We start from the raw sequence: 25,645 nt of genomic DNA on the forward strand, positions 1-25,645 counted from the left end.
CTCTCGCGCCGTCGGACCCGACGACGCGAGAGATCGCGTGCTGGCCGGCAGGCGCGGTCAGCGGCGGTCCTCCTTGAGGACGGCGAGCCGCTGCCGGTACTCGGCCTCGTCGATCTCGCCGCGGGCGTAGCGCTCGCCGAGGACGTCGACGCCGCCCGCACCGCCACGGGCCCACGGCGGACCGTACCGCCGCGCGCGGCGGGCGACGAGGAAGACGACGGTGGCGAAGAGCAGGAACCACAGGATCGGGAAGACGATCCACCAGCCCGGCCCGCCGCCGGCGGCGTACGGGTGCGCGGCGAGCGCCGCGGGGACGGCGGTCGCGGTGACGGTGGTGAGCATCGGGGACTCCTCGTGACGGTGGGCCCGCCCGGTGCGAACCCTTCGCCTCCACCGTCGCCCGGTGGGGTGGGCCCCGTCGTCACCCCCTCGTACCGACCTGCGTCGTCCCGTCGTGCCGCTCGCGCGTTCCCGTGCGGAGCGCGGGTCAGCCGGTCCAGCCGGGGCGCACGACGCCGCCCTCGTACGCCGCGACGACGAGCTGCGCGCGGTCGCGGGCACCCAGCTTCGCCATCACCCGGGAGACGTGCGTCTTGACGGTCGACTCCGACAGGTAGAGGGCGCGCGCGATGTCGTCGTTGGACAGGCCGCCGGCCACCTCGACGAGCACCTCGCGCTCGCGGGCGGTGAGGTCGTCGAGGCCGGGCGGCGGCGGCACGTCGCGGGTGGCGTCGGCGACCCGGGCGAGCAGGCGCCGGGTGACGCCGGGGGACAGCAGGGCGTCGCCGGCCGCCACCACGCGCACCGCGCGCACGAGGTCGGCGGGCTCCGTGTCCTTGACGAGGAAGCCGCTCGCGCCACCGCGGATGGCCTCGGCCACGTACTCGTCCAGCTCGAACGTCGTCACGACCACCACGTGCACGCCGGCCGCGCCCGGGTCGGCGACGATGCGCCGGGTCGCCTCCAGCCCGTCCGCCCCGGGCATCCGCACGTCCATGAGCACGACGTCGGGCCGCAGCCGCAGCGCGAGGCGCACGGCCTCGTCGCCGGTCGCGGCCTCGCCCACGACGGTCATGTCGGCCTCGGCGTCCAGCAGCGCGCGGAAGCCGCCGCGCACCAGCGCCTGGTCGTCGGCGAGCAGCACCCGGATCATGCATCCTCCTGCGAGCTGTCAGACCCCTGTGGTGCCCGAGCAGGCTGCGCGTCTGACACGTCGGTGGGCAGCGGGATGGTCGCGGCCACGGCGAACCCGCGTGCGGCGGGCCCGGCGGCGAGCGCGCCGCCCGCGCCCTCGACCCGCTCGCGCATGCCGCGCAGGCCGTAGCCGGCCGCGTCCCCGTCGTGCGCACCGACCGGACCGCCGTCGTCGTCCACCGTGACGCGCAGCAGGTCGTCGTCGCGGGCGACGCGCACGACGACGGTCCGCGCCCGCGGCGCGTGCCGGCCCACGTTGGTGAGCGACTCCTGCACCACGCGGTACGCCACGCCCGCGACGTGCGCGGGGACGGCCCCCGACGGCCGGAGCACCGGGTCGACGTCGAAGCGCACGGTCACGCCGCGGGCCCGCAGCGGCTCCGCCAGGCGGGGGAGGGCGGCGAGGTCCCAGGTGGGCGTGCGCGGCTCGGGGGCGTCGGTCGGCGGGGTGACACCGTCGCCGTCGCCGCCGTCGCCCTCGCCGCGGACGACGCCGAGCACGGCGCGCACCTCGTCGAGCGCGTCGCGGCTCGTGGTCTTGATGGACGCGAGCGCGGAGCGCGCCTGGTCGACGTCGCGGTCCAGGAGGTGCAGGCCGACGCCCGCCTGCACGTTGATCGCGGACAGGGAGTGGGCGAGGACGTCGTGCAGCTCGCGTGCGATGCGGAGGCGCTCGGTGGCGACGGCGGTCCGCTCCCGGTCCGCGCGGGCGGCCCGCCAGGCGGCGGCCCGGGCCAGCCGCTCGCGGATGCCCGTGGCGACCAGCAGCGCGACGGCGGTCCAGGCGGCACCCCCGAGCAGGCCGCCGACGCGGGTCCCGTCGTCGCGCAGGGCGGCCGCGCCCACCACGACGCCCCACATCAGCAGCGCCCCCGACCAGGCGACGACCCGCGCCCGGGCGGGTTGCCCGGTGAGGAGCACCATGACCAGGACGCCGACCGTGCCGCCCAGCGCCGGCCCCCAGGCATAGCCGAGCGCGAGGTACGTGCCGACGGCTCCGACCGCGAGCACCACCGCGAGGACCGGCCGCCGGGGCAGCGCGAGCAGCACGACCGGCCCGACGAGCGCGAGCAGCAGCCCCAGCGCGTCGACGTCGCGGGCCCCGGGCTGCCAGTGCGACGCCCCGAACGTCCCGACCGTCACGACGACGGCCATCGCCACCGCGAGGAACAGCCGGGGGCGCCACCGGTCGAGCGGGCCGCGGTCCATGCCCGGCACGCTACGCCGCGGCGCCCTCCCGCGCGTCCGCCCGGGGTGCCGTCCCGGGTCGTCCCGGGGGACCATCCGCGGGCGGACGGGCACCCGCCCGGGGGCGGGGCGTCGCCGGCCGGTCCCGGGCGAGCAGCACGGCTCCGAGGACCAGGGCGATGCCGAGCACCGCCGCGGGCGTCAGGGCCTCGCCCAGCACGACGACCGCGAGGACGGCGGCCCCCACGGGCTCCAGCAGCGAGAGCAGCGCCGCCGACGTGGCGCCGACGCCGCGCTGCAGCCCGGCGTAGAACGCCAGGTAGCCGACGGCGGTCTGCACGAGGGCGAGGAAGGCGAGCGTCCACCACGCGGTGGCGTCGAGGGAGCCGAGGGCGAGGCCTGCACCGGCGGCGGGCACCAGCGACACGAGGCCCGCCAGGGTGAACGACGTCCCGAGCAGCGGGGCAGGGCCCAGCCCCGGCAGCACGCGCCGGTTGACCACGGTCGTCGCCGCGAACGCGACGGTGGCCACGAGCGCGAGGGCGAGGCCCCACGCCAGGTCCCGGGTCGTGCCCGCGACGGGGCGCACGCCGCTGACGAGCGCGAGCCCGACGACGGACGTCGCGAGCGCCGCGAGCACCGGGACGCGCGGGAGCCGGCGCGCGCGGACGGCGGAGCGGGCCGTCACGACCAGCGGCGCCGCGCCCAGGGCGACCACGGTCGCGACGGCGACGCCCACGTGCGCGACGGACTGGAAGTAGGCGGCCCCGAAGACGGCGGTCAGCGCGGCGGTGAGCGCCACGTGCCGCACGGAGGCCAGGGTCCGGGGGACGCGCCGGAGCTGTCCGGTGGCCGCGGTGACCGCGAGCACGGCCAGTCCGCCGCCGAGCAGGCGCAGCGCGGAGACCGCGGTGGGCGGCATCGCGCTGTGGGCGCCGATCGTCGCGGCCGCGACCCCGCCCGTGCCCCAGAGCAGCGCGCCCGCGGCGACGAGGGCGGCGCCGGTTCGGGCCGGGGCGTGCCCGCGGACGGGTCGGGGCGGGAGGGTCGACGTCGGCACCGGCCCATCGTGCGCCGGGGCGTCGTGCAGATCAATCGAAGTCTGCCGAGGTCTGCCTTAAGATTTTCCGATGCACCACGGTTCCCCGATGCACCTGGACCCGCGCCGGCTGGCCACCCTCCTCGCCGTCCACCGGTACGGCGGCATCGTGGCCGCCGGCGAGGCGCTCGGCGTCTCCCCGTCGGCGGTCTCGCAGCAGGTGGCGCGCCTCGAGGCGGAGTCCGGCCAGCGGCTCGTGGACCGGCAGCCGGCCGGGGCCGTCCTCACGCCCGCCGGCCGGCTGGTCGTCGCGGCGGCAGAGCGCATCGAGGCCGAGCTCACCGACACGCGTCGGGCCCTCGCGGAGCTGGCGGGCGAGCCGAGCGGGACGGTCGCCGTGGGGGCGTCGCCCACCCTGGTCGGCGGCCTCCTCGCCCCCCTCGCCGGCCGGCTGGCGCGTACCGCCCCCGGCCTCGACGTCCACCTGTGCCAGACGGAGGGCGAGGCCGCGCAGCGGGACCTGCGCCGCGGCGACCTCGACCTGATCCTCACCGAGACCGAGAGCGCCATCGGGCGGACCACCCCGGCGGGGATGCGCGACGTGCCGGTCCTGGACGAGCCGTGGCTGGTCGTGCTGCCCGCCGACCGCCCCGTGCCCGAGCGGCTGACCGACCTGCGGCACGCCACCTGGCTCGGGGCGGAACCGGGGCACGCCGCCGACCGGGTGGTGCAGCGGGCGCACGCCGCCTCGGGGGCGACGACGCCGCTGACGCACCGGTACGACGACTACGCGGTCGCCCTCGCGCTGGTCGCCGCCGACCTCGGCGTCGCCGTCGTCCCGGCGCTCGCGGCGGGGGACCTCCTGCCCGACGCCGTGCAGGTCGTCGCGCTGCCGGGGCTGGGGACGCGACAGATCGTCGCCCGGCACCGCACGACCGGCGGCGCGCCCGGGCCGGCGACCCTCGCCGTGCTCGACCAGGTGGTCGCCGCGGGCAGGTCCGTCGCGGCGGCCGTGGCGGACGTCCGCGGGTAGCCGCCCGGGTGTCGGGACCCGGCGCTACCGTCGTCGGGTGGTCACCGACCGAGCCGCGGGCACGCCCGTGCGGCTGACGCGAGACCAGGCCCGCCGCATCGCGGTGCGTGCCCAGCTGCTCGACGCCCACCGCCCGGACGACCTCCTCGCGACGGTCGAGCACCTGATGGTGCTCCCGGTCGACCCGACGACCGCCGTCGCGCCCGCGGTCGACCTCGTGCCGTGGTCGAGGCTCGGCCGCACGACGTGGCCCGGCGCCGTCGAGGACGCGCTCGCCGACCGGATGCTCTTCCGCCTCGGCGGCACGGTGCGGCCGACGGAGGACCTGCCGCTCTACCTCGAGCAGATGCGCCGGTGGCCGTTCGGGGACTGGCGCTCGAGCTGGTTCCACGACAACGCGCCGTTCCTCGACGACGTCCTGCGCCTGCTCGAGGCCGACGGGCCGCTCGTCGCCCGCGACGTCCCGGACACCAGCGTGCGGCCCTGGCGCTCCTCCGGCTGGACCGGGCACCGCAACGTCACGCAGATGCTGGAGTTCGCGAACCTGCACGGTGACGTCGCCGTCTGCGGGCGGCGGGGCCGCGACCGGTTGTGGGACCTGGCCGAGCGCGTGTACCCGGACGTCGAGCCGCTGCCGCGCGCGGAGGCGGCGCGCGAACGGGTCGCGCGCCGCGTGCGGGCACGGGGGATCACCCAGGCCCGCCTGCCCGGTCTGCCGGGGGACGAGGACCACGTGGACCTGGCGGGCACGCCGGCCACGGTGGAGGGCACCGAGCGGACGTGGCTCGTCGACCCGGCGGCGCTCGACGCCGTCGACGAGCCGTTCGAGGGGCGCACCGCGGTGCTCTCGCCGTTCGACGCCCTGGTGCACGACCGCGCCCGGCTCCTGGAGGTCTTCGACTTCGACTACGTGCTCGAGATGTACAAGCCGCGCGACCGACGTCGCTGGGGCTACTTCGCGCTGCCCGTGCTGCACGGGGACCGGTTCGTCGGCAAGGTCGACGCCACCGCCGACCGCAAGGCGGGCGTGCTCCGGGTGGACGCGATCCACGAGGACCTGCCGTTCGACCCCGACGTGTCGCAGGCGGTGCGCGCCGAGCTCGCGGACCTCGCCGCGTGGCTCGGGCTCGACGACGTCTCCCTCTGACCGCTCCCTCCGACCGCTCCTCTGACCGGGCCCGCACCGTCCGGCCGGCCGGGGCGGATGAGAGTCCTCTCATCGACGTCTCACCCGGGGCACGCGCGCGACCGCTCGGATGGCGACGTGCCGACCAGCCCCGCTCCGACCAGCCCCACCCCGACCAGCCCCACCCCGACCCGGCCCGCGGACCACCGCGCCTGGCTCGACCTCCTCACCGGCGATGCTGTCGCAGACGTCCTGGGCGCGGCGCTCGCGGCCGACGGCGCCACGCTCGAGTCGTGGTCGGTGCGGCAGGTGCACGCGCGCCCCGGGGCCGAGGTGACCGTGGCGTACGACGTCGTGGCCGGGCGCGACGTCGGCGGCCGCACGGTCCGCGGGCCGGAGCACCTGTTCGCGACGAGCGCCCGCACGTCCGCGTTCCGCCGCGCCCGTGGCGACCACCGGGACCGTGCCGACCGTGCCGACCGGGACGGCGGCCTCGGCCCCGGCGTCGTGCGCCTCGACGACGGGAGGCGCTCGGTGCACGTGTGGCGCCACCCGCACGACCCGGCACTGCCCGGTCTGGCGGCGGGGAGCACGCCCGACCGGGTCGCGGAGCGGCTGCGGGCAGCCGGCGCCGACGGCCCGCTGCTGTCCCTCGAGACCGTCACCTACCGCCCGCTGCGGCGCGCGGTGCTCCGGGCGCGCACGGCCGACGGCGCCGCGTACGTCAAGGTGGTCCGCCCGGCCCGCGTCGACGACCTCGTGCGGCGGCACGCGCTCTTCGCCGCGCGCCCGGGCGGCGTGGCCGGGCCGCGGGTCAGGTCCTGGTCCGCCGACGGCGTCGTCCTGCTCGACGAGGTGCCGGGGGAGTCCGTCGCGGAGCTCGTCGCGCGCACGCCTGCCGCCGACCAGCCCGCGTGCGTCGACCCGGCGGAGCTGCTGCGGGTCGTGACCTCGCTGCCGCGCGCGGGTCTCGCCCTGCCGCGCCGTCCGGCCTGGGCCGACCGGTCGGCCCACTACCTCGGCTCGCTCGCCACCGTGCACGGGGTCGACGCCGCCCGGCTCGCCGCGCTGCGCGAGGCGATCGGTGCCGTCGTCGCCGCGGGCGACCCCGGCCCGCTCGTGACGACGCACGGCGACCTGCACGCCGCCAACCTGCTGCTGGACCCCGTCGTCGGCGCCGGGGACCGCCCCCGCGTCGGCGCCGTGCTCGACGTCGACACGCTGGGCCCGGGGCACCTCGTGGACGACCTGGCGTGCGCCGTCGCGCACCTGGCGGTGCTGCCCTCGCTCGACCCGGCCGCGTACGCGGGCGTGGGCGGGCTGGTGGACCGCTGCCTCGACGTCTTCGGCCGCGCGGTGGAGCCGACCCTGCTCCGCGCCCGGGCTGCTGCCGTCGTCGTCTCGCTCGCCGCGGGCGCGGAGGACGCGGCGGCCGCCGGGGCGCTCCTCGACGTCGCCGAGCGCCTCGCCGCGGAGGCCGCCGCAGTCTGAGAGCCCTCTCATCCACGCCTCCCGGCCCTCTCACGGTGGCCGCGGAGGCTGGGAACCAGTCGGCGGGAGAAGCCCGCCGGGAACCATGCACCACCCGCACCGACGAAGGAGCAGCACGATGAAGGCACGCAGCGCATGGATCGTCACCGGCGCGCTGGGCGCGGTCGGCCTGGGGGCCGGCGTCGCCGCGGCGCAGGGCACGTTCGACCGCACGCCGACCGACGCGGTCGTCGCCGACGCCGTCCAGGTGGGCGACGACGGGGCCTCCTCGACGGCGTCGGCCGCGGCGTCGCCCGCGAGCCCGTCGCCCGCGGCGGTGCAGAACGGCACGTCCATCACCACCGTGACGGCGGGCTCGGTCGCCACGCCGGCGACGGCGCCCACGACGCAGACCGCGAGCACGGCGCCGTCCGCCCAGACCGCCCAGACCGCTCCGACCGCCCAGACGGCCCCGACCGCGCAGACCGCGGCGTCCCCGGTCAGCCCGGTGACCCCGCAGTCGGCGAGGACCGCCCCGACGGCAGCCTCCACGGACTGACCGTCCCGCCCTCGCGCACCTCGCCGCCGTCCGCCCTCACCACGAGGGACGGCCGGCGGCGTCGTCAGGCCAGGCGGTACCCCATGCCGCGCACGGTGACGAACCGCTCGGCGCCGAGCTTGTTGCGCAGGTAGCGCACGTACACGTCCACCACGTTGGAGCCGGGGTCGAAGTCGTACCCCCACACGCGCGAGAGCAGCTGCTCGCGGCTGAGCACCTGCCCGGCGTTGCGCAGGAACGCCTCGGCGAGCGCGAACTCGCGCGCGGACAGGTCCACCTCGACGCCGGCGGCGGTGGCCCGGCGGGTGCGCAGGTCGAGGCTGAGGTCGCCGTGGCTGAGCACGGTGACCTCGCCCGCCGGCTCGGCCCGCAGGCGCAGCCGGATGCGCGCCAGCAGCTCCTCGAAGCGGAACGGCTTGGGCATGTAGTCGTCGGCGCCGCCCTCGAGGCCGGCCACCGTGTCCGCCACGGAGGTGCGCGCGGTGAGGATGATGACCGGCAGGGTCACCTTGGCCTCGCGCAGCCGGCGCAGCACGGTGAACCCGTCCTGGTCGGGGAGCCCGAGGTCGAGCACCATGAGGTCGAAGTCGCCCGACGACGCGAGGTCGAACGCCTCCCGCGCGGTCGCGACCGTGGTGCTCGCGTAGCCGGAGGCGCGCAGCCCCTTCGCGACGAACGACGCGATGCGCGTCTCGTCCTCGGCGATGAGGATCTGGCTCACGTGGCGGGTCCTTCCCGGTCGGGGGCGGTGCGCGGGGGCAGCTCGGGGGTGGGCGCGGACCGCGCGGTCGGCGCGGTCCGGCCGACGGGGGGCACGGCGCGGCCGGGGGCCGGGTCGGGGCCGGCGTCGGGGACCGGCAGCACCGGCACGACGACCGCGAACGTGGAGCCCCGGCCTGGGGCGGACTCGACCGTGACCTCGCCGCCGTGCCCCTCGGCGATGGCGGCGACGATCGCCAGGCCGAGCCCGGAGCCCTCCCGCCGCTCGCCGTCGTGCTCGCCCCGCGCGAAGCGGTCGAAGATGCGCTCCAGGTCGTCGGGCCCGATGCCGACGCCCTCGTCGCGCACCCACAGACGCACGCGTGCGCCGTCCGGCGTCGTGCGCGACCCGATCGCCACCACGGAGCCGGGCGCGGAGAACTTCACCGCGTTGGCGGCGAGCTGCAGCCAGGCCTGGGTGAGGCGCTGCGCGTCCGCCATGGTGCGGGCGTCGGTGCGCGAGTCGACCAGCCAGGTGCGCTCGCCGAGCGTGCGCGCCTTGTCGAGCACGTCGTCGGTGAGCCGGCCCAGCTCCACGGGCGCCGGCCGCACGAAGTCGGGCTGCCCGACGGTCGCGAGGGTGACCAGGTCGTCGACGAGGCGGTGCATCCGGTCGAGCTCGTCGAGGGCGAGCACCCGCGTCTCGGCGGCGTCCGCGGGGTCGGCGGTGTCCATCAGCTCGAGGTGCCCGCGCACGATCGTCAGCGGGGTGCGCAGCTCGTGCCCGACGTCGTCGAGCAGGCGGCGCTGCGACTCGAACGAGCCCTCGAGCCGGTCGAGCATCCCGTTGAAGGCTCGGGTGAGGTGGGTGAGGTCGTCGTTGCCCGACTCCGGGATCCGGGCGGACAGGTCCGACTCGCCGATCTGCTGGGCCGTGCGCGCGAGCACCCGGATCGGGCGCAGCAGGCGCCCGGCGAGCAGCCACCCGACGACCCCCGTCACGACCAGCGCCGCGAGCGCGACGAGCAGGTAGCCGCGGAAGACGGCCTGCGTCTCGGCGTGCTCGGCGTTCCGGTCGTAGGCGAGGACGAGGGCGGCGGGGTCGCCCGACGCCGTCACCGGGGCGACGGGCGCGACGAGCACCCGGTAGTCGGTCGTCGAGGTGCCGATCGTGCGCAGCACGGCCGTCTGGGACGTGAGCAGCGGGGTCACCGCCGCGACGAGCTCGGGGTCGTCCTGCAGGTGCACCTCCACGGCCTGCTGGGAGACGAGCGGCCGCTTGCCGGTGCGCAGGCCGAGCACGCCCTCGTGCCGGGCCGGCACGTCGAGCTGGATGGCGGCGATCACCACCTCCTCCGCGGAGGAGAACGGGTCGCCGGTCACGGGGTCGACCCCGGACGCGCCCAGGGTCTGCAGCTCCTGCGCGCTCTCGGAGAGGTCGGCGTCGATGCGGTCGTCCACGTGGTCGTACGTGAGGAGGTACGCGGTGGCGCCGGCCAGCGCGAGCGCGAGGGCGGTGAGGGCGAGGAGGACGGCCAGGATGCGCGTGCGGACGGTGGGCCCGCCCTGGGGCCGCGGGGCTCGCGCCATCAGTCGTCCTTGTCCGTGTCGGGGGCGTCGTCGTCGTCCGGGCCGTCGTCGTCATCGTCGTCGGGCCCGTCGTCGTCATCGTCGTCGTCCGTGGGCGGGACGGGCGCGACGCCGCCGTCGTCGGACGTGCGCGTCGGCGTGGGCGAGGGGCTCCCGGACGGCGTCGGCTCCCCGGACGGGTCGGGCGTCGGCGACGCCGGGTCGGGCGTGGGGGAGACGACCACCACGCCGCCCACGTCCCGGTCCTCGGGCTCGGACGCCAGGGCGGCGGCGAGGACCCCGCCGATCAGTGCGACCAGCGCCACCCCGAGCATCCAGGGCACCGCGGCGCGCCACCGACGTCCGGACCGTTCAGCCATGCCCGGATCATCCCGCGGGCGGATGAGACGCAGATGAGAGCGCGTCGGCCCCGGTGCCCGGCCCCGGGTCGGGGTCCGCGAGCCAGGCGTCGACGTCGGCGAGCAGGCGGCGCCGCGTCCCCTCCGAGGCGCGGCTCGCGCGCACCGACGACCGCGCCAGGTCGGCCAGCTCGGCGTCGGTGAACCCGTGCACCTCGCGCGCGGCGACGTACTGGTCGAGCAGCCGGGAGGAGAAGAGCAGGGGGTCGTCCGCGCCGAGCGCCACGCGGGCCCCGGCCTCGACCAGGGGCCGCAGCGGCACCTGGGACGTGTCGGCGTAGACGCCGAGGCCGACGTTCGAGGCGGGGCACACCTCCAGGGCGACCTCGCGCTCCACGAGCTCGGCGAGCAGCGCCCGGTCCTCCCCGGCGCGCACCCCGTGGCCCAGCCGGTCGGGGTGCAGGGCGTCGACGACGTCGCGGACGTGCGACGGCCCGAGCAGCTCGCCGCCGTGCGGCACCGACGCCAGGCCGGCGCGGCGCGCGATCCGGAACGCGGCGGCGAACTCCGCGGTGTCGCCGCGCCGCTCGTCGTTGCTCAACCCGAAGCCCACCACCTCGCCGGGGCCCTCGCCCGCGTACCGGGCCGCGAGGCGGGCGAGCGTGCGCGCGTCCAGCGGGTGCCGCATCCGCGAGGCGGCCACGACCACCGCCACCTCGACGCCGTGCGCGGCGCTCGCGGCCCGCGCGGCGTCGAGCACGATCTCGACCGCCGGCGTGATGCCGCCGACGAACGGCGCGTACGACGTCGGGTCCACCTGGATCTCGAGCCGTCGCGACCCCTCGGCGGCGTCGTCCGCCGCGGCCTCGTCGACCAGGCGGCGCATGTCCGCCTCCGAGCGCACGCACGCGCGGGCCGCGTCGTAGAGGCGCTGGAAGCGGAACCAGCCGCGCTCGTCGGCCGGCACCCGCAGCGGGTCGCCGTCCAGCAGGGCGCCGGGCAGCCGCACGCCGTGCCCGACCGCCATGTCGCGGAGGGTGGGCACCCGCATCGACCCCGTGAAGTGCAGGTGCAGGTGAGCCTTGGGGAGCTTCGCCAGATCGCGCACGGCGCCAGTCTGCCCCGACTTCGCGGGCGACGGCCCGATCAGGGCAGCCAGCCGCGCTCGCGGGCCACGGTCACGGCCGCCGTGCGGTCGTCGACGCCCAGCTTCGCGAACGCCCGCAGCAGGTGCGTCTTCACCGTGGCCTCCGCGATGAACAGCTCCCGCCCGACGGCGGCGTTGGACAGACCGCGCGCCACCAGGCCCAGCACCTCGGCCTCGCGCGCGGTGGGCCGCTCCGCCGCGGTGCGCACGCTCGTCACGAGCCGGGTCGCGACGCCCGGCGCCAGCACCGTCTCGCCGCGCGCGGCGGCGCGCACGCCCGCCACGAGCTCGTCGCGCGGGGTGTCCTTGAGCAGGTAGCCCGTCGCCCCCGCCTCGACCGCGCGCAGGATGTCGGCGTCCGTGTCGTACGTCGTGAGGACGACGACGCTCGGCCCGGCGCCGCGCGCCGCCGCGACGATGCGCGCCGTCGCGCCCACGCCGTCGAGGCGCGGCATGCGCAGGTCCATGAGCACGACGTCGGGCGCCAGCTCGCCGGCCAGCGCCACCGCCACCTCGCCGTCCGGGGCCTCGCCCACCACCTCGACGTCGGGCTCGCCGTCGAGCATCCCGATGATCCCCGAGCGCACCACCGGGTGGTCGTCGGCGACCAGCACGCGCACCGTCGCGCCCGTCCGCGGGCCCGTCATGCCGCACCGCCCGAGACCGGCACGTGCACCTCGACGCGCGTGCCGCCGCCCTCGCCGGGCTCGACGGCGAGGGTGCCGCCCACCGCGGACACGCGCTCGCGCATCCCGGCCAGCCCGAGCCCGTCGACCTGGCCGGGCGGCAGGCCGCGGCCGTCGTCGGTCACCTCGAGCCGGACGTCGGGCGCCCCGCCGCCGTCGCGCGTCAGCCGGATCGCCACGCTCCGGGCCCCGGCGTGCCGCCGCACGTTCGCCAGGGCCTCCTGCGCCGCGCGCAGCAGCACCACGTCGGCGGCCGCGTGGCCGGTGGCGCCGCCGGCGCGGGCCGGGGCCGTCGCGCCGGCCACGTCCAGCAGCACGGGCGTGCCCGTCTCGGCGGTGAACCGGTCGGCCAGCCGGCGCAGCGCCTCCGCGAGCGTCGAGCCCTGCAGGGGCACGGGCGCGAAGGCGGCGACGAGCGCGCGGGCCTCCGCGAGGTTGTCCCGCGCGGTCTGCTCCACGACCACGAGCCGTTCACGGGCACGGTCCTGCTCGCCCCGGTCGAGGGCCGCCGTCGCCGCCTGCGCCTGCGTCACCACGCTCGTGAAGCCCTGCGCCAGGGTGTCGTGGATCTCCCGGGCGATGCGCTCGCGCTCCGCCGTCACGCCCGCGGCGTGGTGCGACTCCGCGAGCTCCGCCTGAGCCCGGCGCAGCTCGTGCAGCAGGCGAGCGCGCTCCTCCGAGCGGCGCATCGTCGCGGCGAACCAGAGCCCGAGCAGCACGGAGAACGCGATCGCGATGCCCATCTGCGGTGCGGCCTCGATCAGCGTCGGGACGTCGAAACCCTGCTGGGCCGCGATCGCGAACGTGGTCGCGACGCCGAGCGCGACGCTGGCCACGACGGCGCGGCGCGGCGGCTCGAGGAGCATCCAGAGCTGCGTGAACGACGCGAACAGCAGGAACGTGGCCAGGCCGCCCTGGGCGACGGCGACCGCGGTCGTCGCGACCAGCACGACCGTGTAGGCCAGCGCCCGGCGCTGGTCGCGGCTGCGCGCCGCGGGGGCGCCCCACACCGCGTAGCCGACGAGCATCACCGCCATCGCCGCGTACGCGGTCCACAGCCCGCGGGCGTCGGTGCCCCCGCCGAGCGCCATCGCCGAGGCGGTGAGCAGCACGATGAGCACGAACCCGACGTCCCACCACACGACCTGCCGGTCCCACGGGTCGGACGTCACCCGCGCGACCTCGTCGTCGGCCCCCGGGCCCGCCGCGGTGCCGTCCCCCGCGCCGGGGGCGTCGTCAGCCGTCGTCACGGCGCCGCCACCGGAAGGTGCGCACCCCGACGACGAGCCCCACGATCAGCCATGCGACCAGTACAGCAGCGGTCGCGGGGTGCTGCCAGGACCCGCTCGTCTCGAGCGCCGCCATCTCCTCCGGGAGGAACACGGACCGCATGCCCTGCGCGATCCACTTGAGGGGGAACACCGAGGCCAGGGTCTGCATCCAGCCCGGCAGGGCGAAGAACGCGAAGAACACGCCGGAGATGAACTGCAGCACCAGCACGACCGGCGTCACGACGGCGCTCGCGGACCGGCCGGACCGGGGCAGGGACGAGAACCCGACGCCGCAGACCGTGCCGGTGGCGGCGCCGAGCACGAACACCCAGGCGAACGTGACCCAGCGGCCGGCGTCCGTGGGCAGCGGGACGTCGAAGGCGAGGGCCGCGACGGCCAGCAGCAGGGCCGTCTGCACGACCGACGTCGCGAGCGTCAGCGCCACCTTGCCGCCCACGTACGCGGTCACCGGCAGGGGAGTGGCCCGCAGGCGGCGCAGCGTGCCGTCGTCGCGCTCCACGGCGATGGAGACGGCCAGCGACTGGAAGCTGGTGAGCATGATGCCGGTCGCGACCATGCCGGGCAGGAAGTACTGGGCGAAGCCGATCTGGGCGACCTCGGTGCCCTGGTCCTCGCTCCCGAACACCGACGCGAAGATCGCCAGCATGACGATCGGGTAGGCGAACACGAAGATCACGGCGTCGCGCTCGCGCCAGAACTGGCGCAGCTCCACGCCCGCCCGCACCAGGGTGAGCCGGGCGACGCCGGGCAGCCGTCCGCCCCTGCCCACCCAGGCCGCCGTCGCGACGGCCGGGCCCGTGGGGCCGGCGTCCCGGCGTGTCGAGACCTGGTCCGTGGTGTTCATCGGTCGTCCTCCGAGGTCAGCAGCCCCAGGTAGACGTCCTCGAGGCTGGGGCGGGTGATGCACAGGTCGGCGACCTCGCCGTCGGTGCCGGCGACGGTCGCCATGAGGTGCGCGGCGAACGCGGTCGGGGCGTCGGTGCGCTCGGCGTGCGGGACGCCGTCGGCGGTCCAGGTCACCCGGGGGGTGCGGGCGTCGGGGCCGCCGAGCGCCTCCGGCGTCCCCTCCGCGACGACGCGCCCGTCGCGCACGACGGCGACGCGGTCGGCCAGGTGCGCGGCCTCGGCGAGGTCGTGCGTGGTGAGCAGGATGGTCGTGCCGGCGTCCCGCAGGCGCAGGACGAGGTCCCAGAACGTGCGCCGGGCCTGCGGGTCGAACCCGGTCGTCGGCTCGTCGAGGAAGAGCAGCTCCGGGTGGCCGACGACGCCGAGCGCGACGTCGAGCCGGCGCCGCTGCCCGCCCGACAGGGAGCGCACCCGTGCGCTCGCCTGGGGCGCGAGGCCCACGGCCTCGACGACCTCGTCGGGGTCGCGGGGCGCCGGGAAGTAGCGGGCGGTGGAGCGCACGGACTCCGCGACCGTGAGCTCGGCCTGGTCCCGCGAGTCCTGCGCGACGACGCCGAGCCGCGCGCGCCATGCGCGTCCGCCCCGGGCGGGGTCCTCGCCGAGCACGCGCACCTCGCCGCCGTCGCGGTCGCGGAACCCCTCGAGGATCTCGATCGTCGTCGTCTTGCCCGCGCCGTTGGGGCCGAGCACGGCGACGATCTCGCCCGTCGCGAGGTCGAGGTCCAGCCCGTCGACCGCCTGCTTGGCCCCGTAGCGCTTCGCGAGCCCGCGGACGCGGACGACGGCGCCGGAAGTGCCCGGTGCGCCGGGGGAAGGATCGCCGGGACGCCCGCGCGGGGCGGCCGGCGGGGGAGCCGGGGAGGGTGTCGTCGTCGAGGTCATGCGTCGAGCGTCGCCCTCGCGGCGGGTCCCGCGGGAGCCTCGGACGACGGGACCGGGCGTCCACCGATCGGTGGACGGCGGGCGGCCGGGCCGAGGTTCGGGCGTGGTGCGGGCGGTGGTGCGGGCGTGGTGCGGGCGTGGTTCGACCCAGCCCTCCGCGTCGCGTACAGTTGTCCCTCGGTGGTTGATGCCCGCCAAGATCGAACGCGCCCTTCCGGGGTGGTTCGAGCGTGGCGACAGGGGCGTCGAGCACGAAGGGTAGTGGCGCAATTGGTAGCGCAGCGGTCTCCAAAACCGCAGGTTGCAGGTTCGAGTCCTGTCTACCCTGCCAGCGTGATCCCCCGCGGGGCCGCGCGCAGCGGGGCCATCCGCATGACCCCGGAACGCCAGGAGTCAGTGCCGTGGGTGCGTCGCCGGCAGGTGGCGCGGCCGCGGCGGGAACGCGAAACGGGGTAGACGAGTGAGCGAGTCACCGGCTGAGGCCGTGGGGACGCCCGGCGGTGGCACGTCCGCCACCGGCAAGCGCCCGAACCTGTTCGCGCGCATCGCGCTCTTCGTGCGCCAGGTCGTCGCGGAGCTCCGCAAGGTCGTGACCCCGACCCGCTCGGAGCTGGTCAACTACACGATCGTGGTGCTGGTGTTCGTCACCGTGGTCATGCTGTTCGTGGTGGCCCTCGACTGGGTCATCGGACTGGGCGTCCTCGCCCTCTTCGGCGACTGACCTCGGCACGCCGCCGGACGCCCGCCCCCGAAGCAAGCAGATTCCAGAAAGCAGGTTCGTTCGTGTCCCAGGATCCGCTGGACCAGACGGAGAACGTCGACCCCACCCAGCCCGACGCCGACGGCGCCGCGGCTGACCTCGACGTGCCCGCGGACCCCGCCACGGACGCGGCGCCCGAGGAGGCCGTCGAGGTCGCCCCCGACGAGACCGACGCCGAGGACACGGACGCCGACGAGGCCGCCGAGGACGAGCGCCCGGCGGACGCCGACGGCGACGTCGTCGAGGACCCGGCCGAGGAGTTCCGCCGCACCCTGCGCTCACAGCTCGGCGACTGGTACGTCATCCACTCGTACGCCGGGTACGAGAACCGTGTGAAGGCCAACCTGGAGAACCGCATCCAGAGCCTGAACATGGAGGACTACATCTTCCAGATCGAGGTCCCCATGGAGGAGGTGACCGAGATCAAGAACGCGCAGAAGAAGACCGTCCGCCGCGTCCGCATCCCCGGTTACGTCCTCGTGCGCATGGACCTCACGGACGAGTCGTGGGGCGCCGTGCGCCACACGCCGGGCGTCACCGGCTTCGTCGGCCACACGCACCAGCCCGTGCCGCTGACGCTCGACGAGGTCTACTCGATGCTGGCGCCGGTGTTCGTCGAGGCCGCCCCCGAGGCCGGCAAGGCCGCCGCGGCGGCGTCGGGCGCGACGGCGAAGGCCCCGGTCGAGGTCGACTTCGAGGTCGGCGAGTCGGTCACCGTCACGGACGGCCCGTTCGACACGCTGCCTGCCACGATCTCCGAGATCAACGCCGAGGCCCAGAAGCTCCAGGTCCTCGTCTCCATCTTCGGCCGGGAGACCCCGGTCGAGCTGTCGTTCAACCAGGTCGCCAAGATCTGACGGACGCGGTACTGCAACCGGGTCATCGCCCACGGCGTCGGCCCACGAACAAGAAAGACAGGGAAGAGTCATGCCTCCCAAGAAGAAGGTCTCCGGCCTCATCAAGCTCCAGATCAAGGCCGGTGCGGCCACGCCCGCCCCGCCGATCGGCCCCGCGCTCGGTCAGCACGGCGTGAACATCATGGAGTTCTGCAAGGCCTACAACGCGGCCACGGAGTCGCAGCGCGGCAACGTCGTCCCCGTCGAGATCACCGTGTACGAGGACCGCTCGTTCACGTTCATCACGAAGACGCCGCCGGCCGCCGAGCTCATCAAGAAGGCCGCCGGTGTGGCCAAGGGCTCCGCGACCCCGCACACCGTCAAGGTCGCGCAGCTCACCCAGGACCAGGTCCGCGAGATCGCGCAGACCAAGCTCCAGGACCTCAACGCGAACGACATCGACGCCGCGATGAAGATCGTCGCCGGCACCGCTCGTTCGATGGGCATCACCGTCGCGGAGTGATCCGCGACCGGGCCACCCGCGCCTGACCGGATCCGTCCGGTCCGGTTCGGGTGGCTCGGACCAAGTCCCGGCGAACGACGTCGGGCACGTGGCAGGGTCCGCGCGGACCCGCTCACCACGACTGCAGAAGGAGAAGCAGATGGCAACGCGCAGCAAGGCGTACCGCGCCGCGGCCGAGAAGATCGACCGCGAGAACCTGTACAGCCCCCTCGAGGCGGTCCGCCTCGCCAAGGAGACCGCGACGGTCAAGTACGACGCGACCGTCGAGGTCGCGTTCCGCCTGGGCGTCGACCCCCGCAAGGCCGACCAGATGGTCCGCGGCACGGTCAACCTGCCGCACGGCACCGGCAAGACGGCCCGCGTGATCGTCTTCGCGAACGCCGCCAAGGCCGAGGAGGCCGTGGCGGCCGGCGCCGACGAGGTCGGCGGCGACGACCTGATCGCCAAGGTCGCGGCCGGCTACACCGACTTCGACGCCGCCGTGGCGACGCCGGACCTCATGGGCAAGGTCGGTCGTCTGGGCAAGGTGCTGGGCCCCCGTGGTCTGATGCCGAACCCGAAGACCGGCACCGTGACGATGGACGTGACCAAGGCCGTGTCCGACATCAAGGGCGGCAAGATCGAGTTCCGCGTCGACAAGCACTCGAACCTGCACTTCATCATCGGCAAGGCGTCCTTCGACGAGAAGGCGCTGGTGGAGAACTACGCCGCCGCGCTCGACGAGGTCCTGCGTCTCAAGCCGACGTCGTCCAAGGGCCGGTACATCACCAAGGCCACGATGACGACGACGATGGGCCCGGGCATCCCGCTCGACCAGTCGCGCACCTCGAAGCTGCTCGACGAGGCGTGATCGAGGCGTGATCCCGGCAGGGACCCGCTGAACCACCGCCGACGGCCCGGCACCCGCGAGGGTGCCGGGCCGTCGGCGTCCCACCGGAACGCGGCGGTGGGCCGGGTCATCGACCGTGGTGATGACCCTCGAGGCCGGGCAGGTCCGGGAGGTGGTGCTCGCCGTGGGGCACGGCCCGTGCGCCTGCCTCCGTGTCGGTCAGGCCGGCGGACGCGACCGTGGAGACGGCCACGGCACCCGCGAAGAGGATCGCGAGCGACACGGCGGCGCGCGGTCTCCTCCCGGCGGCCGTCGCCGCGGGCCCGGTCCGGGACCCGTCGGGCCGGTCGGCGTCCGGCCTGCCGCGCGCCGGTCGGGCCGTGGCTCCCACCACGCAGGCGGCGGCGAGCTGGAGGGAGGCCGCCGCGGCGGCCGCGCCGACGTGGGTTCCCTCCGCGACGCCCAGCGCGATCCCGAAGACGCTCGTCACGGCGAGAGCTCCGACGGCGACCCGCGCGAGCACGGCGGGATCGGCGCCGCGTATCGGCGTCCCGCGCAGGACGAGCACCGCCACCACGAGCTCGGTCGCGCCGACGACCAGCGAGAACACGCCGTGGGGGCGAGGGAACGCGCCCCGCACCAGGCCCATGTTGACCAGGCCGGCGCCGACCAGCGCGAACGCGACGAGCAGGCGGGCCAGGGGCGCGGTCCGGGTCATGCCGTCGCGACGCCCGTCTCGGCGCGGCGGTCCGCGCCCAGCCCGACGCCGAGCAGCAGGAGGGCGCTGGCCAGGTGCAGCACGTTGTCGGCGCCGTTCAGCGCGATGATGTTCGCGCCGGTGCCGACGAGGAAGAGGCCGAGGACGCCGACCAGCAGGTAGACCGCGCCGACGGTCACGTTGACGCTCTTGGCCGCCGCGACCGAGCGCGAGGCCAGGAGCAGAGCGGCTCCGATCGCGACGTGGATGATGTTGTGCAGCGGGTTCACCTCGAAGAACAGGAGCTTCTCGCCCTCCGTGGCGGCGAAGCCGACGCCCGAGGTGACGACGAACCCGGCGAGGCCGACCAGCAGGTAGACGGCGCCGAAGACTGCGGCGAGGAGACGGTTCGCGGACGAGCCCATGGTGGCTGCTCCTTCTTCTGTCGGGCGCGGGGTGGTCCCGCGCTCGGAGGTGGTTCGGAGCGGCCGCCCGGTCGGATGGGCCCCGGTGTATCACGCGGTGCGGGTCGTCCTCTTTCCGTGCGATGACGAGTACGCAGCACCGCACGAGCGCTGCCGGAGGAGGTCCGTGCATGTCCATGCAACTTCCTCCTGCCGCGTCGTCGGGCCGCGCCGTAGGCTCGGAGGCCCCGGGGCGCGGCAGCCCCGGCTTCTCGACGAGCCCTCACGAGGTGCGAACAGCCATGACACGAGCCGCTGAGGAACCACTCGGTGGGACGCCCGACGCCGACGAGAGCCTGGGCGACCGGGCCGCGCGGGCGGTCCTGGAGTTCCGGGAGGGCCGCACCGACGCCCTGTCGGACCTGGTCCGGGAGGCGACGCCGTTGCTGTGGCACACGGTGCGCGCCCAGGGCGTCGACCGGGACGTCGCCGACGACGTGGTGCAGTCCACGTGGGCGGCGCTCGTGCGGCACGCGGACACGATCGCCGAGCCGAAGGCCGTGCTGAAGTGGCTCCTCGTGACGGCCCGGCGGGCCGCCTGGGAGACGGTGCGCAAGGGGCGTGCGGACCTGCGCCGCCGCACCGAGCTGCCGGACGACGTGACCGAGGGCGCCGCGGCGCTGCCGGACGCCCGCCCGGGCCCGGAGGCCGAGGTGCTGACCGACGAGCGCGACCGGATCCTCTGGTCGTCGCTCCGCCGGCTCCCGGAGCGCTGCCAGGAGCTGCTGCGACTCGTCTCGCTCGCCGACCGCCCGGACTACAAGGCGATCTCGGCGTCGATCGGCATGCCGGTGGGAAGCATCGGCGCCACACGGGGACGGTGCCTGGCGAAGCTGCGCGCCGTCCTCACGGAGCATGGGGAGGCCTCGTGGACATGAGCCAGAAGCACGAGAACGCGTGGGGCGAGCCCGTGCCCGGTGAGGACGAGGCCCTGGACGCGCGCGACGTCGCCGTCCTGGGGCGGCTCGGACGCGCCGTCGAGGTGGTCGACCCCGTGCCCCAGGGGCTCGTCGAGCGGTCGCTCTTCGCGATGACGCTCGCACGGCTCGAGGCAGACGTGATGGAGCTGCAGCAGATCGAGGCCCCCGCCGGGTCCGTGCGCGGCGACGCCCCGCCGCTCGAGGCGCGCACCATCACGTTCACGCACGAGCGCCTCACCGTGATGATCGCGCTGTCCACGGACGACGACGGCACCCACGTGCGCCTCGACGGCTGGGTCGCGCCCGCCGCGACGCTCGTCGTCGAGCTGAGGCAGCCGGACGGCGAGCGCACCACCACCGCCGACGACGACGGCCGCTTCGCCTTCACCGGCGTCGACCGCGGCCCCACCAGCCTGCTCGTGCGCCTGCCCGACGGCGGCGACGTCACCGTCGCCACGCCGGTCATCGAGCTCTGAACGAACCGATCTGCCCGCATGACTGAGGGGCGAGGACTCTTGCACGCCGCCGCTAGGCGTGCCCACTCGAGGAGGAGCAGGTGAGCGAGACCCCAGACCAGGCCGCCGGAGCGGCGGTGCCGGACCCGAACCACGACTATCGGCCGGTGCGTTTCCTGGACCCGTCTCTCGTGCGGCGCCGGCCTGGCGTCCCGCAGGTGCGACCCACGTGGTACGTCGCCGACAGGGTTATCGTCCAGGGGCCTCCGCCGCGGCGCTTCACCGAAGGCCCGGAAGGCCCGGCGGACGTGCGTCGAGTGGCGTCGATCGCGAGTGCCGGGGAGGACGCGGAGCTGTCCGACCTCACCGAGATCGAGCGACTCGCACACGAACGCGGCTGCACCCTCGCCCTCGAGGCGGCCGGACGGCGACGAACTCGCCGCTCGACCGGTGGTCCCTCCGCGGACGACTGCGACGACGACTTCGCGTTCGCGCTCCGTCTGGTCCCCGAGAAGGACGGCGACGAGCCCGACGCCTGGGAGATCGTGGAGGCCCTCGGCGGCACCCTCGAGCTCGGTGGCGAGCATGGGTGTCGGCGCGTCAGCCTTGATCACGTGATGCTGGCGCGCCCGTTCACGAGTTCGCCCTTCACGTCGTCGCCGTTTACGAGTTCGCCCTTCACGTCGTCGCCGTTTACGAGTTCGCCGTTCACGAGCTCGCCCTTCACGTCGTCGCCGTTCACGAGCTCGCCCTTCACGTCATCTCCGTTCACGAGCTCGCCGTTCACCTCGTCCCCGTTCACGTCCTCCCCGATGCGAGGGATGGCGGAGTACGCGATGCCCGGATGGGGTGGACGTGCGCCTGTCGCCTGGCTGGGCGACCGACCCGCGCGGCAGCACGCGGACGGGCCGACGCCGTACGTCACCGAGGGCGGCATGCTGCGACCGTTGGTGGCGATCGTCGACACCGGGCTCGGGACCCACCCCTGGTTCGGGACCTACGACATCGCGGAGGGGGACGATCCTGCCGCGGAGCTCGACGGCAACGGGATCGTCGTGCGGAACGCGGTCCTGCCCGACGGGCGGCCGATCGGGACCCAGCCCGTCCCCGCGCGGCGGAGCGAGGACGCCGAGATCGGCGGAGCCAGCGCCTCCTCGCTGACCGGTCCTCTCGACCCCGTCGCCGGGCACGGCACCTTCATCGCCGGCATCGTGCACCAAAAGTGCCCCGATGCGGCCATCCTGCCCGTCAGGGTGGTCGGTGGCGACGGTGTCGGCGCGGAGTCCGACCTGGTCACGACCCTCACCCGGCTGCTGGAGTTCCACCAGCTCGGGCTGGAGGCAGATGTTGTTCCTGGCGACGGCGGCGCTCCCGTCGACGTCGTCGTGCTCTCCCTGGGCTATTACCACGAGGAGGCCGAGAATCTCGGCGTGACCGACGCGCTGCGCGCCGTGATCGACGAGCTGCGGTCGAGCGGCGTCGTGGTCGTGACGGCCGCCGGGAACGACGGCACGACCCGGCCGAGCTTTCCCGCCGCGCTCGCGCCCCTCGTCGAGCGGACGCGCGACCCGCACGACGGCCGTGTCCGGGCTCGGGCGATCGGGTCGACACCCGCGGACCGCGACGGCGCGCCGCCGGTGCTCGCGGTCGGCGCAGAGAATCCTGATGGAACGACGGCGCTGTTCAGCAACGACGGTCGCTGGGTGACGACGACGCGGTGCGGCGCCGCGGTGGTGAGCACGATTCCCACCACCCTCGACGGTCCGATCACCCCCTCGTTGCGGATCGAGGACCGGTATGGCACGGGGCACCGGGCTACCCTCGATATCGAGGGCTTTCAGGGAGGGTTCGCGACCTGGAGCGGGACGTCGTTCGCCGCGCCGGTCCTGGCCGGCGAGATCGCCTCCACGCTGGCGGAGCGACGCGACGGACGGACGCCGGCCGTCGCGCCTTCGGGACGGGACGGTAGCGTTTCGCCGGAACAGCGGCTGCGTCTGGATGATGCCTGGGCGGCCGTCGCGGAGCACACGGGGCTCACGCCTCCGGAGGGCGCTGCGATGAACTGATCGGGGAGGCGAGGCCTTGGGCGAGGATCCCGTCGTTGCGTTGCGTGGGGCGCTCGACCGAGCCCTCGACAACGATCGCGTCCGGCGCCGATTCGGACTGGCAGTGCGTCAGTACAGAGCGGTGCGTCGTGAGCTCGGGCGCCTCGCGCCTACTGCCCCGGCGGCTGTGGCGGAGCTGCACGTGCGCGCTCTGGTGGGTGAGTCCCGGTGCATGTCCGAACAGGGGGCGGCCACGGAGGACTGCCTGGCACTGCTCGCCGAAGCGCGGTGGTGGGCGGAGATGAGCGGAGACCCTGCGCTCGTGGCGCTGGTCGACGGCCGACGTGGACTGCTGCGTCTGAGGCGCGGACAGCTCGACGACGCCCTGATCGACTTCTCCAGCGCGGAGAGAGGGCTCCCGGACGGTCCCGACCTCGGCGCGGTGTACCTCAACCGCGGGTCGCTCCGTCTCGAACGCGGCGAGACGGAGCTGGCGGCGCGTGACTTCGAGCGGTGCGTGTCGATCACGAGCGCCGGGGTCGAACCGGCGCTCCACGCGATGGCGGCTCACAACCTCGGCTACGCGCTCTTCCTCCGTGGCGAGCTCCCTGCCGCGCTGCGTTCGATGGCGGAGGCGGCGCGGGTCGCGCCGCCTGAGCACGCCGGGGTGGGCCTGATGGACAAGGCGGCGGTGCTCTACGAAGCGGGCCTGCTCACCGATGCGGAGGAGGCGCTCCGGCAGGCGGGACAGCTGCTCTCGTCCACCGCGGCCCGGCGTGACCTGCTCGACGCGAGGCTCGCTCGCGCCCGGTGCCTGGTCGGGCTCGAGCAGTACCTGGAGGCCGTGGTGCTCGCCCGGAGCGTGCGGTCGTCCGCGCGTCGTACGGGAGATCGGCTCCTCGAGCTTCGTGCGGACCTGATCGGACTGGATGCCCGGCACGGGAAGATCATCGACCAGGGCGCGCAGCCCGCGCGCGTCCGGCGGCTCGCTCGGGCGGCCGAGCAAGTGCTCGACCGCGCCACCGCCGTGCCCGGAGGGGCGCGACTGGCCGCCGACGTCTCTCTCGTCGCCGCCGACGCGCTTGCGCGCGCGGGCGACGTCGACGCGGCACTGGGCCACCTGCGGCGCCTTCCGTCCCGCTCCGGTTTGGCTCTGGGGACGCGGCTGCGTGCCGAGGCAGTTCGAGCCCTCGTCGCGTTCGGGCAGGGCGACCGGCGGCGCGGACTTGCGGCAATCCGTCGGGGGCAGGGCCTGCTCGCTGTGCAGCGCCAGCGGCTGGGCGCCGTCGAGGCGGTCACGGCGGCGGCTGCGCATGGCGTCCGGCTCCAGGGCGTGGACATCGTGGCGGCGCTGTCCCAGGGGAGCGCGGACGCCCTCTTCGACGCGCTCGAGCGAGGGCGCGCCACGTTCGCCGGTTCAGGGAGGGTGAGGCCGTCGACGGACGGCGAGACCGCTGCGCTGGTGTCGGCGGCGCGGAGCCTGCTGGACCAGGCGCGTGCGCTCGAGCTCGAGAGTTCCGAACCGTCGCGCGAACCCTTGGAGCTCCGGCGCGAGGCGAGGCGGCTCCAGGACCGCGCGCGCGAACGGTCATGGCAGGCCGGGGGCGAGATCGAGGCCCCGCGCGCGGCAACGGCGCGGGCGATCCGCGCCGAGCTGCGCTCCGCGGCGTCGGATCGGGTGGTGCTGAACCTTGCGCTCTATCGAGGGAAGGTCCTCGCCGTCCGCGTCGACCGGTCAGGCGCCCGGGTCAGGGAGCTCGGTCAGGTCGACGACGTCGTCGAGCGAGCGCGCCGCGTCCGTGCTGATCAGTACGTGCTCGCCAACCCACTGATCCCCGCGCCGATGAGGGCGGCTGCCCTGCGATCGCTCGAGCGCGACCTCGCCTGGTTGGACGCCACATTGCTCCGGGACGTCGACCCCGAGGTCCCCCTCTTCGTCGCGGCTCGTGGCCGTCTGGTCTCGCTGCCGTGGGCATCGCTCCCGTCGCGTCGAGGGACGTCGACCGTGGTGAACTCGTGGGTCGCACGGGGGAAGGCCGAGTGGTCACCCGGTCCCGCACTCGTGGTCGCAGGTCCGGAGCTGCGGCACGCCCCTGCCGAGGCAGATGCTGTCGCGAACGTGTGGGGTCCGGGGACGACCGTCCTGGCCGACGCGCGGGCCACGTGCGAGACCGTGGCTCGCGAGCTCGACGGGCACGCGATCGTCCATCTGGCAGCGCACGGTCAGCACGAGCCCGACAACCCGGTCTTCTCGAGCGTGCGCCTCGCGGACGGGCCGCTGTTCGCGCACGAGCTCGATGGTACGGATCTCGCACGGTGTGTCATGGTGCTCTCGGCGTGCGACGTCGGGTCCGTCAGCATCAAGCACGGCGGTGAGCCCCTCGGCCTGACGAGCGTGCTGTTGCGCATGGGAGCGCGTGCCGTGGTCGCGAGCGTCGCGCCGTTGCGCGACGAGGTCGCGGTGCGCGTCATGCCGGCGCTGCACCGAGGCCTCCGCGACGGGCTCCGCCCCGGGGAGGCGCTCGCCCGTGCCGTCGCGGACGAGCCGGAGCCGGTGCCGCTGGTGTGCTTCGGGCCGCTCGTCCTGTGATGTGGACGACACCTTGTGCTCACCCCCCCGCCACCGGTGTGATGTCGGAGCCGAACTCGGCAGCCCTCCGCAAGGCGGGGACAACCGACGGAAGGACGTTCGATGAAGTCACGCGCCACTCGCGTCATCGCTGGTCTGCTGCTCGCCGCCACCGCCGTGGTGGGCGCCGCGGCAACGGCGTCGGCGGAGCCCCCGGGCCCGCAGCACCCGTTCAGCTCCCACTGACGGCAACACGTCGCTGTCAGAGCGCGGGCCGGGGGGGGGGGGGGGCGCGACCGGCGGCCTACCCAACCCCCCCCTCCCCTCCCCCCCCCCCCCCCCCCCCCCCCCCCCCCCCCCCCCCCCCCCCCCCCCCCCCCCCCCCCCCCCCCCCCCTA

At 75.5% G+C, this 25,645-nt stretch carries 28 protein-coding genes and 1 tRNA gene; 14 read left to right on the forward strand and 15 right to left on the reverse strand.

The genetic code is table 11. From position 1 onward, the window contains the following. Positions 1-57: 57 nt before the first annotated feature. From ACFCZN_RS13455 to ACFCZN_RS13470, 4 genes are all read right to left on the reverse strand, one after another. A complete protein-coding gene (locus ACFCZN_RS13455) occupies positions 58-342 on the reverse strand; it encodes an SHOCT domain-containing protein (RefSeq protein WP_429764824.1) in 285 nt (94 codons plus the stop codon). A gap of 145 nt (positions 343-487) precedes the next feature. Further along, a complete protein-coding gene (locus ACFCZN_RS13460; protein ID WP_429764823.1) occupies positions 488-1,153 on the reverse strand; it encodes a response regulator in 666 nt (221 codons plus the stop codon). Beyond that, on the reverse strand, positions 1,150-2,403 hold the full coding sequence (locus ACFCZN_RS13465) for a sensor histidine kinase (protein ID WP_430557110.1): 1,254 nt from the start codon (positions 2,401-2,403) through the stop codon (positions 1,150-1,152). The genes ACFCZN_RS13460 and ACFCZN_RS13465 overlap by 4 nt, the downstream gene beginning before the upstream one ends. 10 nt (positions 2,404-2,413) lie before the next feature. Further along, a complete protein-coding gene (locus ACFCZN_RS13470; protein ID WP_430557111.1) occupies positions 2,414-3,442 on the reverse strand; it encodes a DMT family transporter in 1,029 nt (342 codons plus the stop codon). 70 nt (positions 3,443-3,512) lie between these two features. On the opposite strand from ACFCZN_RS13470, the gene ACFCZN_RS13475 reads away from it, so the two are divergent. The 4 genes from ACFCZN_RS13475 (at position 3,513) to ACFCZN_RS13490 (ending at position 7,609) form a co-directional block, all read left to right on the forward strand. Next, positions 3,513-4,454, forward strand: coding sequence for a LysR family transcriptional regulator (locus tag ACFCZN_RS13475; RefSeq protein ID WP_429764818.1), 942 nt, complete (start codon positions 3,513-3,515; stop codon positions 4,452-4,454). Between the two features lie 37 nt (positions 4,455-4,491). After that, complete coding sequence (locus ACFCZN_RS13480) at positions 4,492-5,601, forward strand: DNA glycosylase AlkZ-like family protein (RefSeq protein WP_430557112.1); 1,110 nt, start codon at positions 4,492-4,494, stop codon at positions 5,599-5,601. Positions 5,602-5,718: 117 nt separating this feature from the next. After that, a complete protein-coding gene (locus ACFCZN_RS13485; protein ID WP_430557113.1) occupies positions 5,719-7,071 on the forward strand; it encodes a phosphotransferase in 1,353 nt (450 codons plus the stop codon). A 118-nt stretch (positions 7,072-7,189) separates the two neighbouring features. Then, a complete protein-coding gene (locus tag ACFCZN_RS13490; RefSeq protein ID WP_430557114.1) occupies positions 7,190-7,609 on the forward strand; it encodes a hypothetical protein in 420 nt (139 codons plus the stop codon). Between the two features lie 64 nt (positions 7,610-7,673). On the opposite strand, the gene ACFCZN_RS13495 is transcribed toward ACFCZN_RS13490, so the two are convergent. The 8 genes from ACFCZN_RS13495 to ACFCZN_RS13530 are packed head-to-tail and all read right to left on the reverse strand — an operon-like array spanning position 7,674 to position 15,149. Then, positions 7,674-8,330, reverse strand: coding sequence for a response regulator transcription factor (locus tag ACFCZN_RS13495; RefSeq protein ID WP_429764814.1), 657 nt, complete (start codon positions 8,328-8,330; stop codon positions 7,674-7,676). Then, entirely contained in the window at positions 8,327-9,898 is a 1,572-nt protein-coding gene (locus tag ACFCZN_RS13500) for a sensor histidine kinase (RefSeq protein WP_429764813.1), read from the reverse strand. The genes ACFCZN_RS13495 and ACFCZN_RS13500 overlap by 4 nt, the downstream gene beginning before the upstream one ends. Then, positions 9,898-10,257, reverse strand: a complete 360-nt coding sequence (locus ACFCZN_RS13505; RefSeq protein WP_430557115.1) for a hypothetical protein — start codon at positions 10,255-10,257, stop codon at positions 9,898-9,900. Before ACFCZN_RS13505 ends, ACFCZN_RS13500 begins: the two co-directional genes overlap by 1 nt. Positions 10,258-10,264: 7 nt before the next feature. After that, a complete protein-coding gene (locus ACFCZN_RS13510; RefSeq protein ID WP_429764810.1) occupies positions 10,265-11,344 on the reverse strand; it encodes an adenosine deaminase in 1,080 nt (359 codons plus the stop codon). 38 nt (positions 11,345-11,382) lie between these two features. Beyond that, positions 11,383-12,030: a response regulator gene (locus ACFCZN_RS13515; RefSeq protein WP_429764808.1), complete on the reverse strand. Its 648-nt coding sequence runs from the start codon at positions 12,028-12,030 to the stop codon at positions 11,383-11,385. Continuing rightward, positions 12,027-13,319: a sensor histidine kinase gene (locus ACFCZN_RS13520; RefSeq protein ID WP_430557116.1), complete on the reverse strand. Its 1,293-nt coding sequence runs from the start codon at positions 13,317-13,319 to the stop codon at positions 12,027-12,029. Before ACFCZN_RS13520 ends, ACFCZN_RS13515 begins: the two co-directional genes overlap by 4 nt. Next, positions 13,306-14,205 carry an ABC transporter permease gene (locus ACFCZN_RS13525; protein WP_430557117.1) on the reverse strand — a complete coding sequence of 300 codons (900 nt, stop codon included), beginning with the start codon at positions 14,203-14,205 and terminating at the stop codon, positions 13,306-13,308. Before ACFCZN_RS13525 ends, ACFCZN_RS13520 begins: the two co-directional genes overlap by 14 nt. Beyond that, positions 14,202-15,149: an ABC transporter ATP-binding protein gene (locus tag ACFCZN_RS13530; RefSeq protein ID WP_430557118.1), complete on the reverse strand. Its 948-nt coding sequence runs from the start codon at positions 15,147-15,149 to the stop codon at positions 14,202-14,204. The genes ACFCZN_RS13525 and ACFCZN_RS13530 overlap by 4 nt, the downstream gene beginning before the upstream one ends. 255 nt (positions 15,150-15,404) lie before the next feature. Between ACFCZN_RS13530 and ACFCZN_RS13535 the strand changes: the two genes are divergently transcribed. The 5 genes from ACFCZN_RS13535 to rplA all read left to right on the forward strand — a co-directional run bounded on the left by ACFCZN_RS13535 (position 15,405) and on the right by rplA (position 18,118). Next, positions 15,405-15,480 (forward strand) — tRNA-Trp (locus ACFCZN_RS13535). Positions 15,481-15,609: 129 nt separating this feature from the next. Continuing rightward, on the forward strand, positions 15,610-15,870 hold the full coding sequence (gene secE, locus ACFCZN_RS13540; RefSeq protein WP_429764801.1) for a preprotein translocase subunit SecE: 261 nt from the start codon (positions 15,610-15,612) through the stop codon (positions 15,868-15,870). A 62-nt stretch (positions 15,871-15,932) separates the two neighbouring features. Beyond that, the gene (gene nusG / locus ACFCZN_RS13545) at positions 15,933-16,766 is read left to right on the forward strand and encodes a transcription termination/antitermination protein NusG (RefSeq protein ID WP_429764799.1); all 834 of its coding nucleotides are present in this window, start codon (positions 15,933-15,935) and stop codon (positions 16,764-16,766) included. Between the two features lie 70 nt (positions 16,767-16,836). Next, positions 16,837-17,268: a 50S ribosomal protein L11 gene (gene rplK / locus ACFCZN_RS13550; RefSeq protein ID WP_429764797.1), complete on the forward strand. Its 432-nt coding sequence runs from the start codon at positions 16,837-16,839 to the stop codon at positions 17,266-17,268. 139 nt (positions 17,269-17,407) lie between these two features. After that, positions 17,408-18,118, forward strand: a complete 711-nt coding sequence (gene rplA / locus ACFCZN_RS13555) for a 50S ribosomal protein L1 (RefSeq protein WP_429764795.1) — start codon at positions 17,408-17,410, stop codon at positions 18,116-18,118. A 106-nt stretch (positions 18,119-18,224) separates the two neighbouring features. Here the strand turns inward: rplA and ACFCZN_RS13560 are convergent, their stop codons facing one another. Both ACFCZN_RS13560 and ACFCZN_RS13565 read right to left on the reverse strand, forming a co-directional pair. Further along, positions 18,225-18,815 carry a hypothetical protein gene (locus ACFCZN_RS13560; RefSeq protein WP_430557119.1) on the reverse strand — a complete coding sequence of 197 codons (591 nt, stop codon included), beginning with the start codon at positions 18,813-18,815 and terminating at the stop codon, positions 18,225-18,227. Next, positions 18,812-19,219, reverse strand: coding sequence for a DUF4383 domain-containing protein (locus ACFCZN_RS13565; RefSeq protein WP_429764792.1), 408 nt, complete (start codon positions 19,217-19,219; stop codon positions 18,812-18,814). The genes ACFCZN_RS13560 and ACFCZN_RS13565 overlap by 4 nt, the downstream gene beginning before the upstream one ends. Before the next feature lie 281 nt (positions 19,220-19,500). On the opposite strand from ACFCZN_RS13565, the gene ACFCZN_RS13570 reads away from it, so the two are divergent. Next, positions 19,501-20,136 (forward strand): RNA polymerase sigma factor, encoded by a 636-nt coding sequence (locus tag ACFCZN_RS13570; RefSeq protein ID WP_429764791.1) that lies wholly within the window; start codon positions 19,501-19,503, stop codon positions 20,134-20,136. Next, positions 20,133-20,654, forward strand: a complete 522-nt coding sequence (locus ACFCZN_RS13575; RefSeq protein WP_429764789.1) for a carboxypeptidase-like regulatory domain-containing protein — start codon at positions 20,133-20,135, stop codon at positions 20,652-20,654. Before ACFCZN_RS13570 ends, ACFCZN_RS13575 begins: the two co-directional genes overlap by 4 nt. 589 nt (positions 20,655-21,243) lie before the next feature. Here ACFCZN_RS13575 and ACFCZN_RS13580 read toward each other — a convergent pair. Continuing rightward, a complete protein-coding gene (locus tag ACFCZN_RS13580) occupies positions 21,244-21,435 on the reverse strand; it encodes a hypothetical protein (RefSeq protein ID WP_430557120.1) in 192 nt (63 codons plus the stop codon). Between the two features lie 133 nt (positions 21,436-21,568). Here ACFCZN_RS13580 and ACFCZN_RS13585 point away from each other — a divergent pair, with 133 nt between their 5' ends. The 3 genes from ACFCZN_RS13585 to ACFCZN_RS13595 all read left to right on the forward strand — a co-directional run bounded on the left by ACFCZN_RS13585 (position 21,569) and on the right by ACFCZN_RS13595 (position 25,493). Then, positions 21,569-22,699, forward strand: a complete 1,131-nt coding sequence (locus tag ACFCZN_RS13585) for a S8 family serine peptidase (protein ID WP_430557166.1) — start codon at positions 21,569-21,571, stop codon at positions 22,697-22,699. A 280-nt stretch (positions 22,700-22,979) separates the two neighbouring features. Continuing rightward, on the forward strand, positions 22,980-25,268 hold the full coding sequence (locus ACFCZN_RS13590; RefSeq protein ID WP_430557121.1) for a CHAT domain-containing protein: 2,289 nt from the start codon (positions 22,980-22,982) through the stop codon (positions 25,266-25,268). Positions 25,269-25,370: 102 nt separating this feature from the next. Further along, positions 25,371-25,493, forward strand: coding sequence for a hypothetical protein (locus ACFCZN_RS13595; protein WP_429764784.1), 123 nt, complete (start codon positions 25,371-25,373; stop codon positions 25,491-25,493). The last annotated feature ends 152 nt before the right edge of the window (positions 25,494-25,645 follow it).

It is taken from the genome of Isoptericola sp. NPDC056134 (genome assembly GCF_042264825.1).
Classification (GTDB): domain Bacteria; phylum Actinomycetota; class Actinomycetes; order Actinomycetales; family Cellulomonadaceae; genus Isoptericola; species Isoptericola nanjingensis.

Coding starts and splice junctions, on each gene's coding strand:
- ACFCZN_RS13575 (WP_429764789.1), top strand. CDS start 20,133: ATGAGCCAGAAGCACGAGAACGCGTGGGGCGAGCCCGTGCCCGGTGAG.
- rplA (WP_429764795.1), top strand. CDS start 17,408: ATGGCAACGCGCAGCAAGGCGTACCGCGCCGCGGCCGAGAAGATCGAC.
- ACFCZN_RS13525 (WP_430557117.1), bottom strand. CDS start 14,205: ATGAACACCACGGACCAGGTCTCGACACGCCGGGACGCCGGCCCCACG.
- ACFCZN_RS13460 (WP_429764823.1), bottom strand. CDS start 1,153: ATGATCCGGGTGCTGCTCGCCGACGACCAGGCGCTGGTGCGCGGCGGC.
- ACFCZN_RS13490 (WP_430557114.1), top strand. CDS start 7,190: ATGAAGGCACGCAGCGCATGGATCGTCACCGGCGCGCTGGGCGCGGTC.
- ACFCZN_RS13455 (WP_429764824.1), bottom strand. CDS start 342: ATGCTCACCACCGTCACCGCGACCGCCGTCCCCGCGGCGCTCGCCGCG.
- ACFCZN_RS13475 (WP_429764818.1), top strand. CDS start 3,513: ATGCACCACGGTTCCCCGATGCACCTGGACCCGCGCCGGCTGGCCACC.
- ACFCZN_RS13570 (WP_429764791.1), top strand. CDS start 19,501: ATGACACGAGCCGCTGAGGAACCACTCGGTGGGACGCCCGACGCCGAC.
- rplK (WP_429764797.1), top strand. CDS start 16,837: ATGCCTCCCAAGAAGAAGGTCTCCGGCCTCATCAAGCTCCAGATCAAG.
- ACFCZN_RS13565 (WP_429764792.1), bottom strand. CDS start 19,219: ATGGGCTCGTCCGCGAACCGTCTCCTCGCCGCAGTCTTCGGCGCCGTC.
- ACFCZN_RS13500 (WP_429764813.1), bottom strand. CDS start 9,898: ATGGCGCGAGCCCCGCGGCCCCAGGGCGGGCCCACCGTCCGCACGCGC.
- ACFCZN_RS13465 (WP_430557110.1), bottom strand. CDS start 2,403: ATGGACCGCGGCCCGCTCGACCGGTGGCGCCCCCGGCTGTTCCTCGCG.
- ACFCZN_RS13590 (WP_430557121.1), top strand. CDS start 22,980: ATGAGCGGAGACCCTGCGCTCGTGGCGCTGGTCGACGGCCGACGTGGA.
- ACFCZN_RS13530 (WP_430557118.1), bottom strand. CDS start 15,149: ATGACCTCGACGACGACACCCTCCCCGGCTCCCCCGCCGGCCGCCCCG.
- ACFCZN_RS13515 (WP_429764808.1), bottom strand. CDS start 12,030: ATGACGGGCCCGCGGACGGGCGCGACGGTGCGCGTGCTGGTCGCCGAC.
- ACFCZN_RS13585 (WP_430557166.1), top strand. CDS start 21,569: ATGCTGCGACCGTTGGTGGCGATCGTCGACACCGGGCTCGGGACCCAC.
- ACFCZN_RS13505 (WP_430557115.1), bottom strand. CDS start 10,257: ATGGCTGAACGGTCCGGACGTCGGTGGCGCGCCGCGGTGCCCTGGATG.
- ACFCZN_RS13560 (WP_430557119.1), bottom strand. CDS start 18,815: ATGACCCGGACCGCGCCCCTGGCCCGCCTGCTCGTCGCGTTCGCGCTG.
- ACFCZN_RS13595 (WP_429764784.1), top strand. CDS start 25,371: ATGAAGTCACGCGCCACTCGCGTCATCGCTGGTCTGCTGCTCGCCGCC.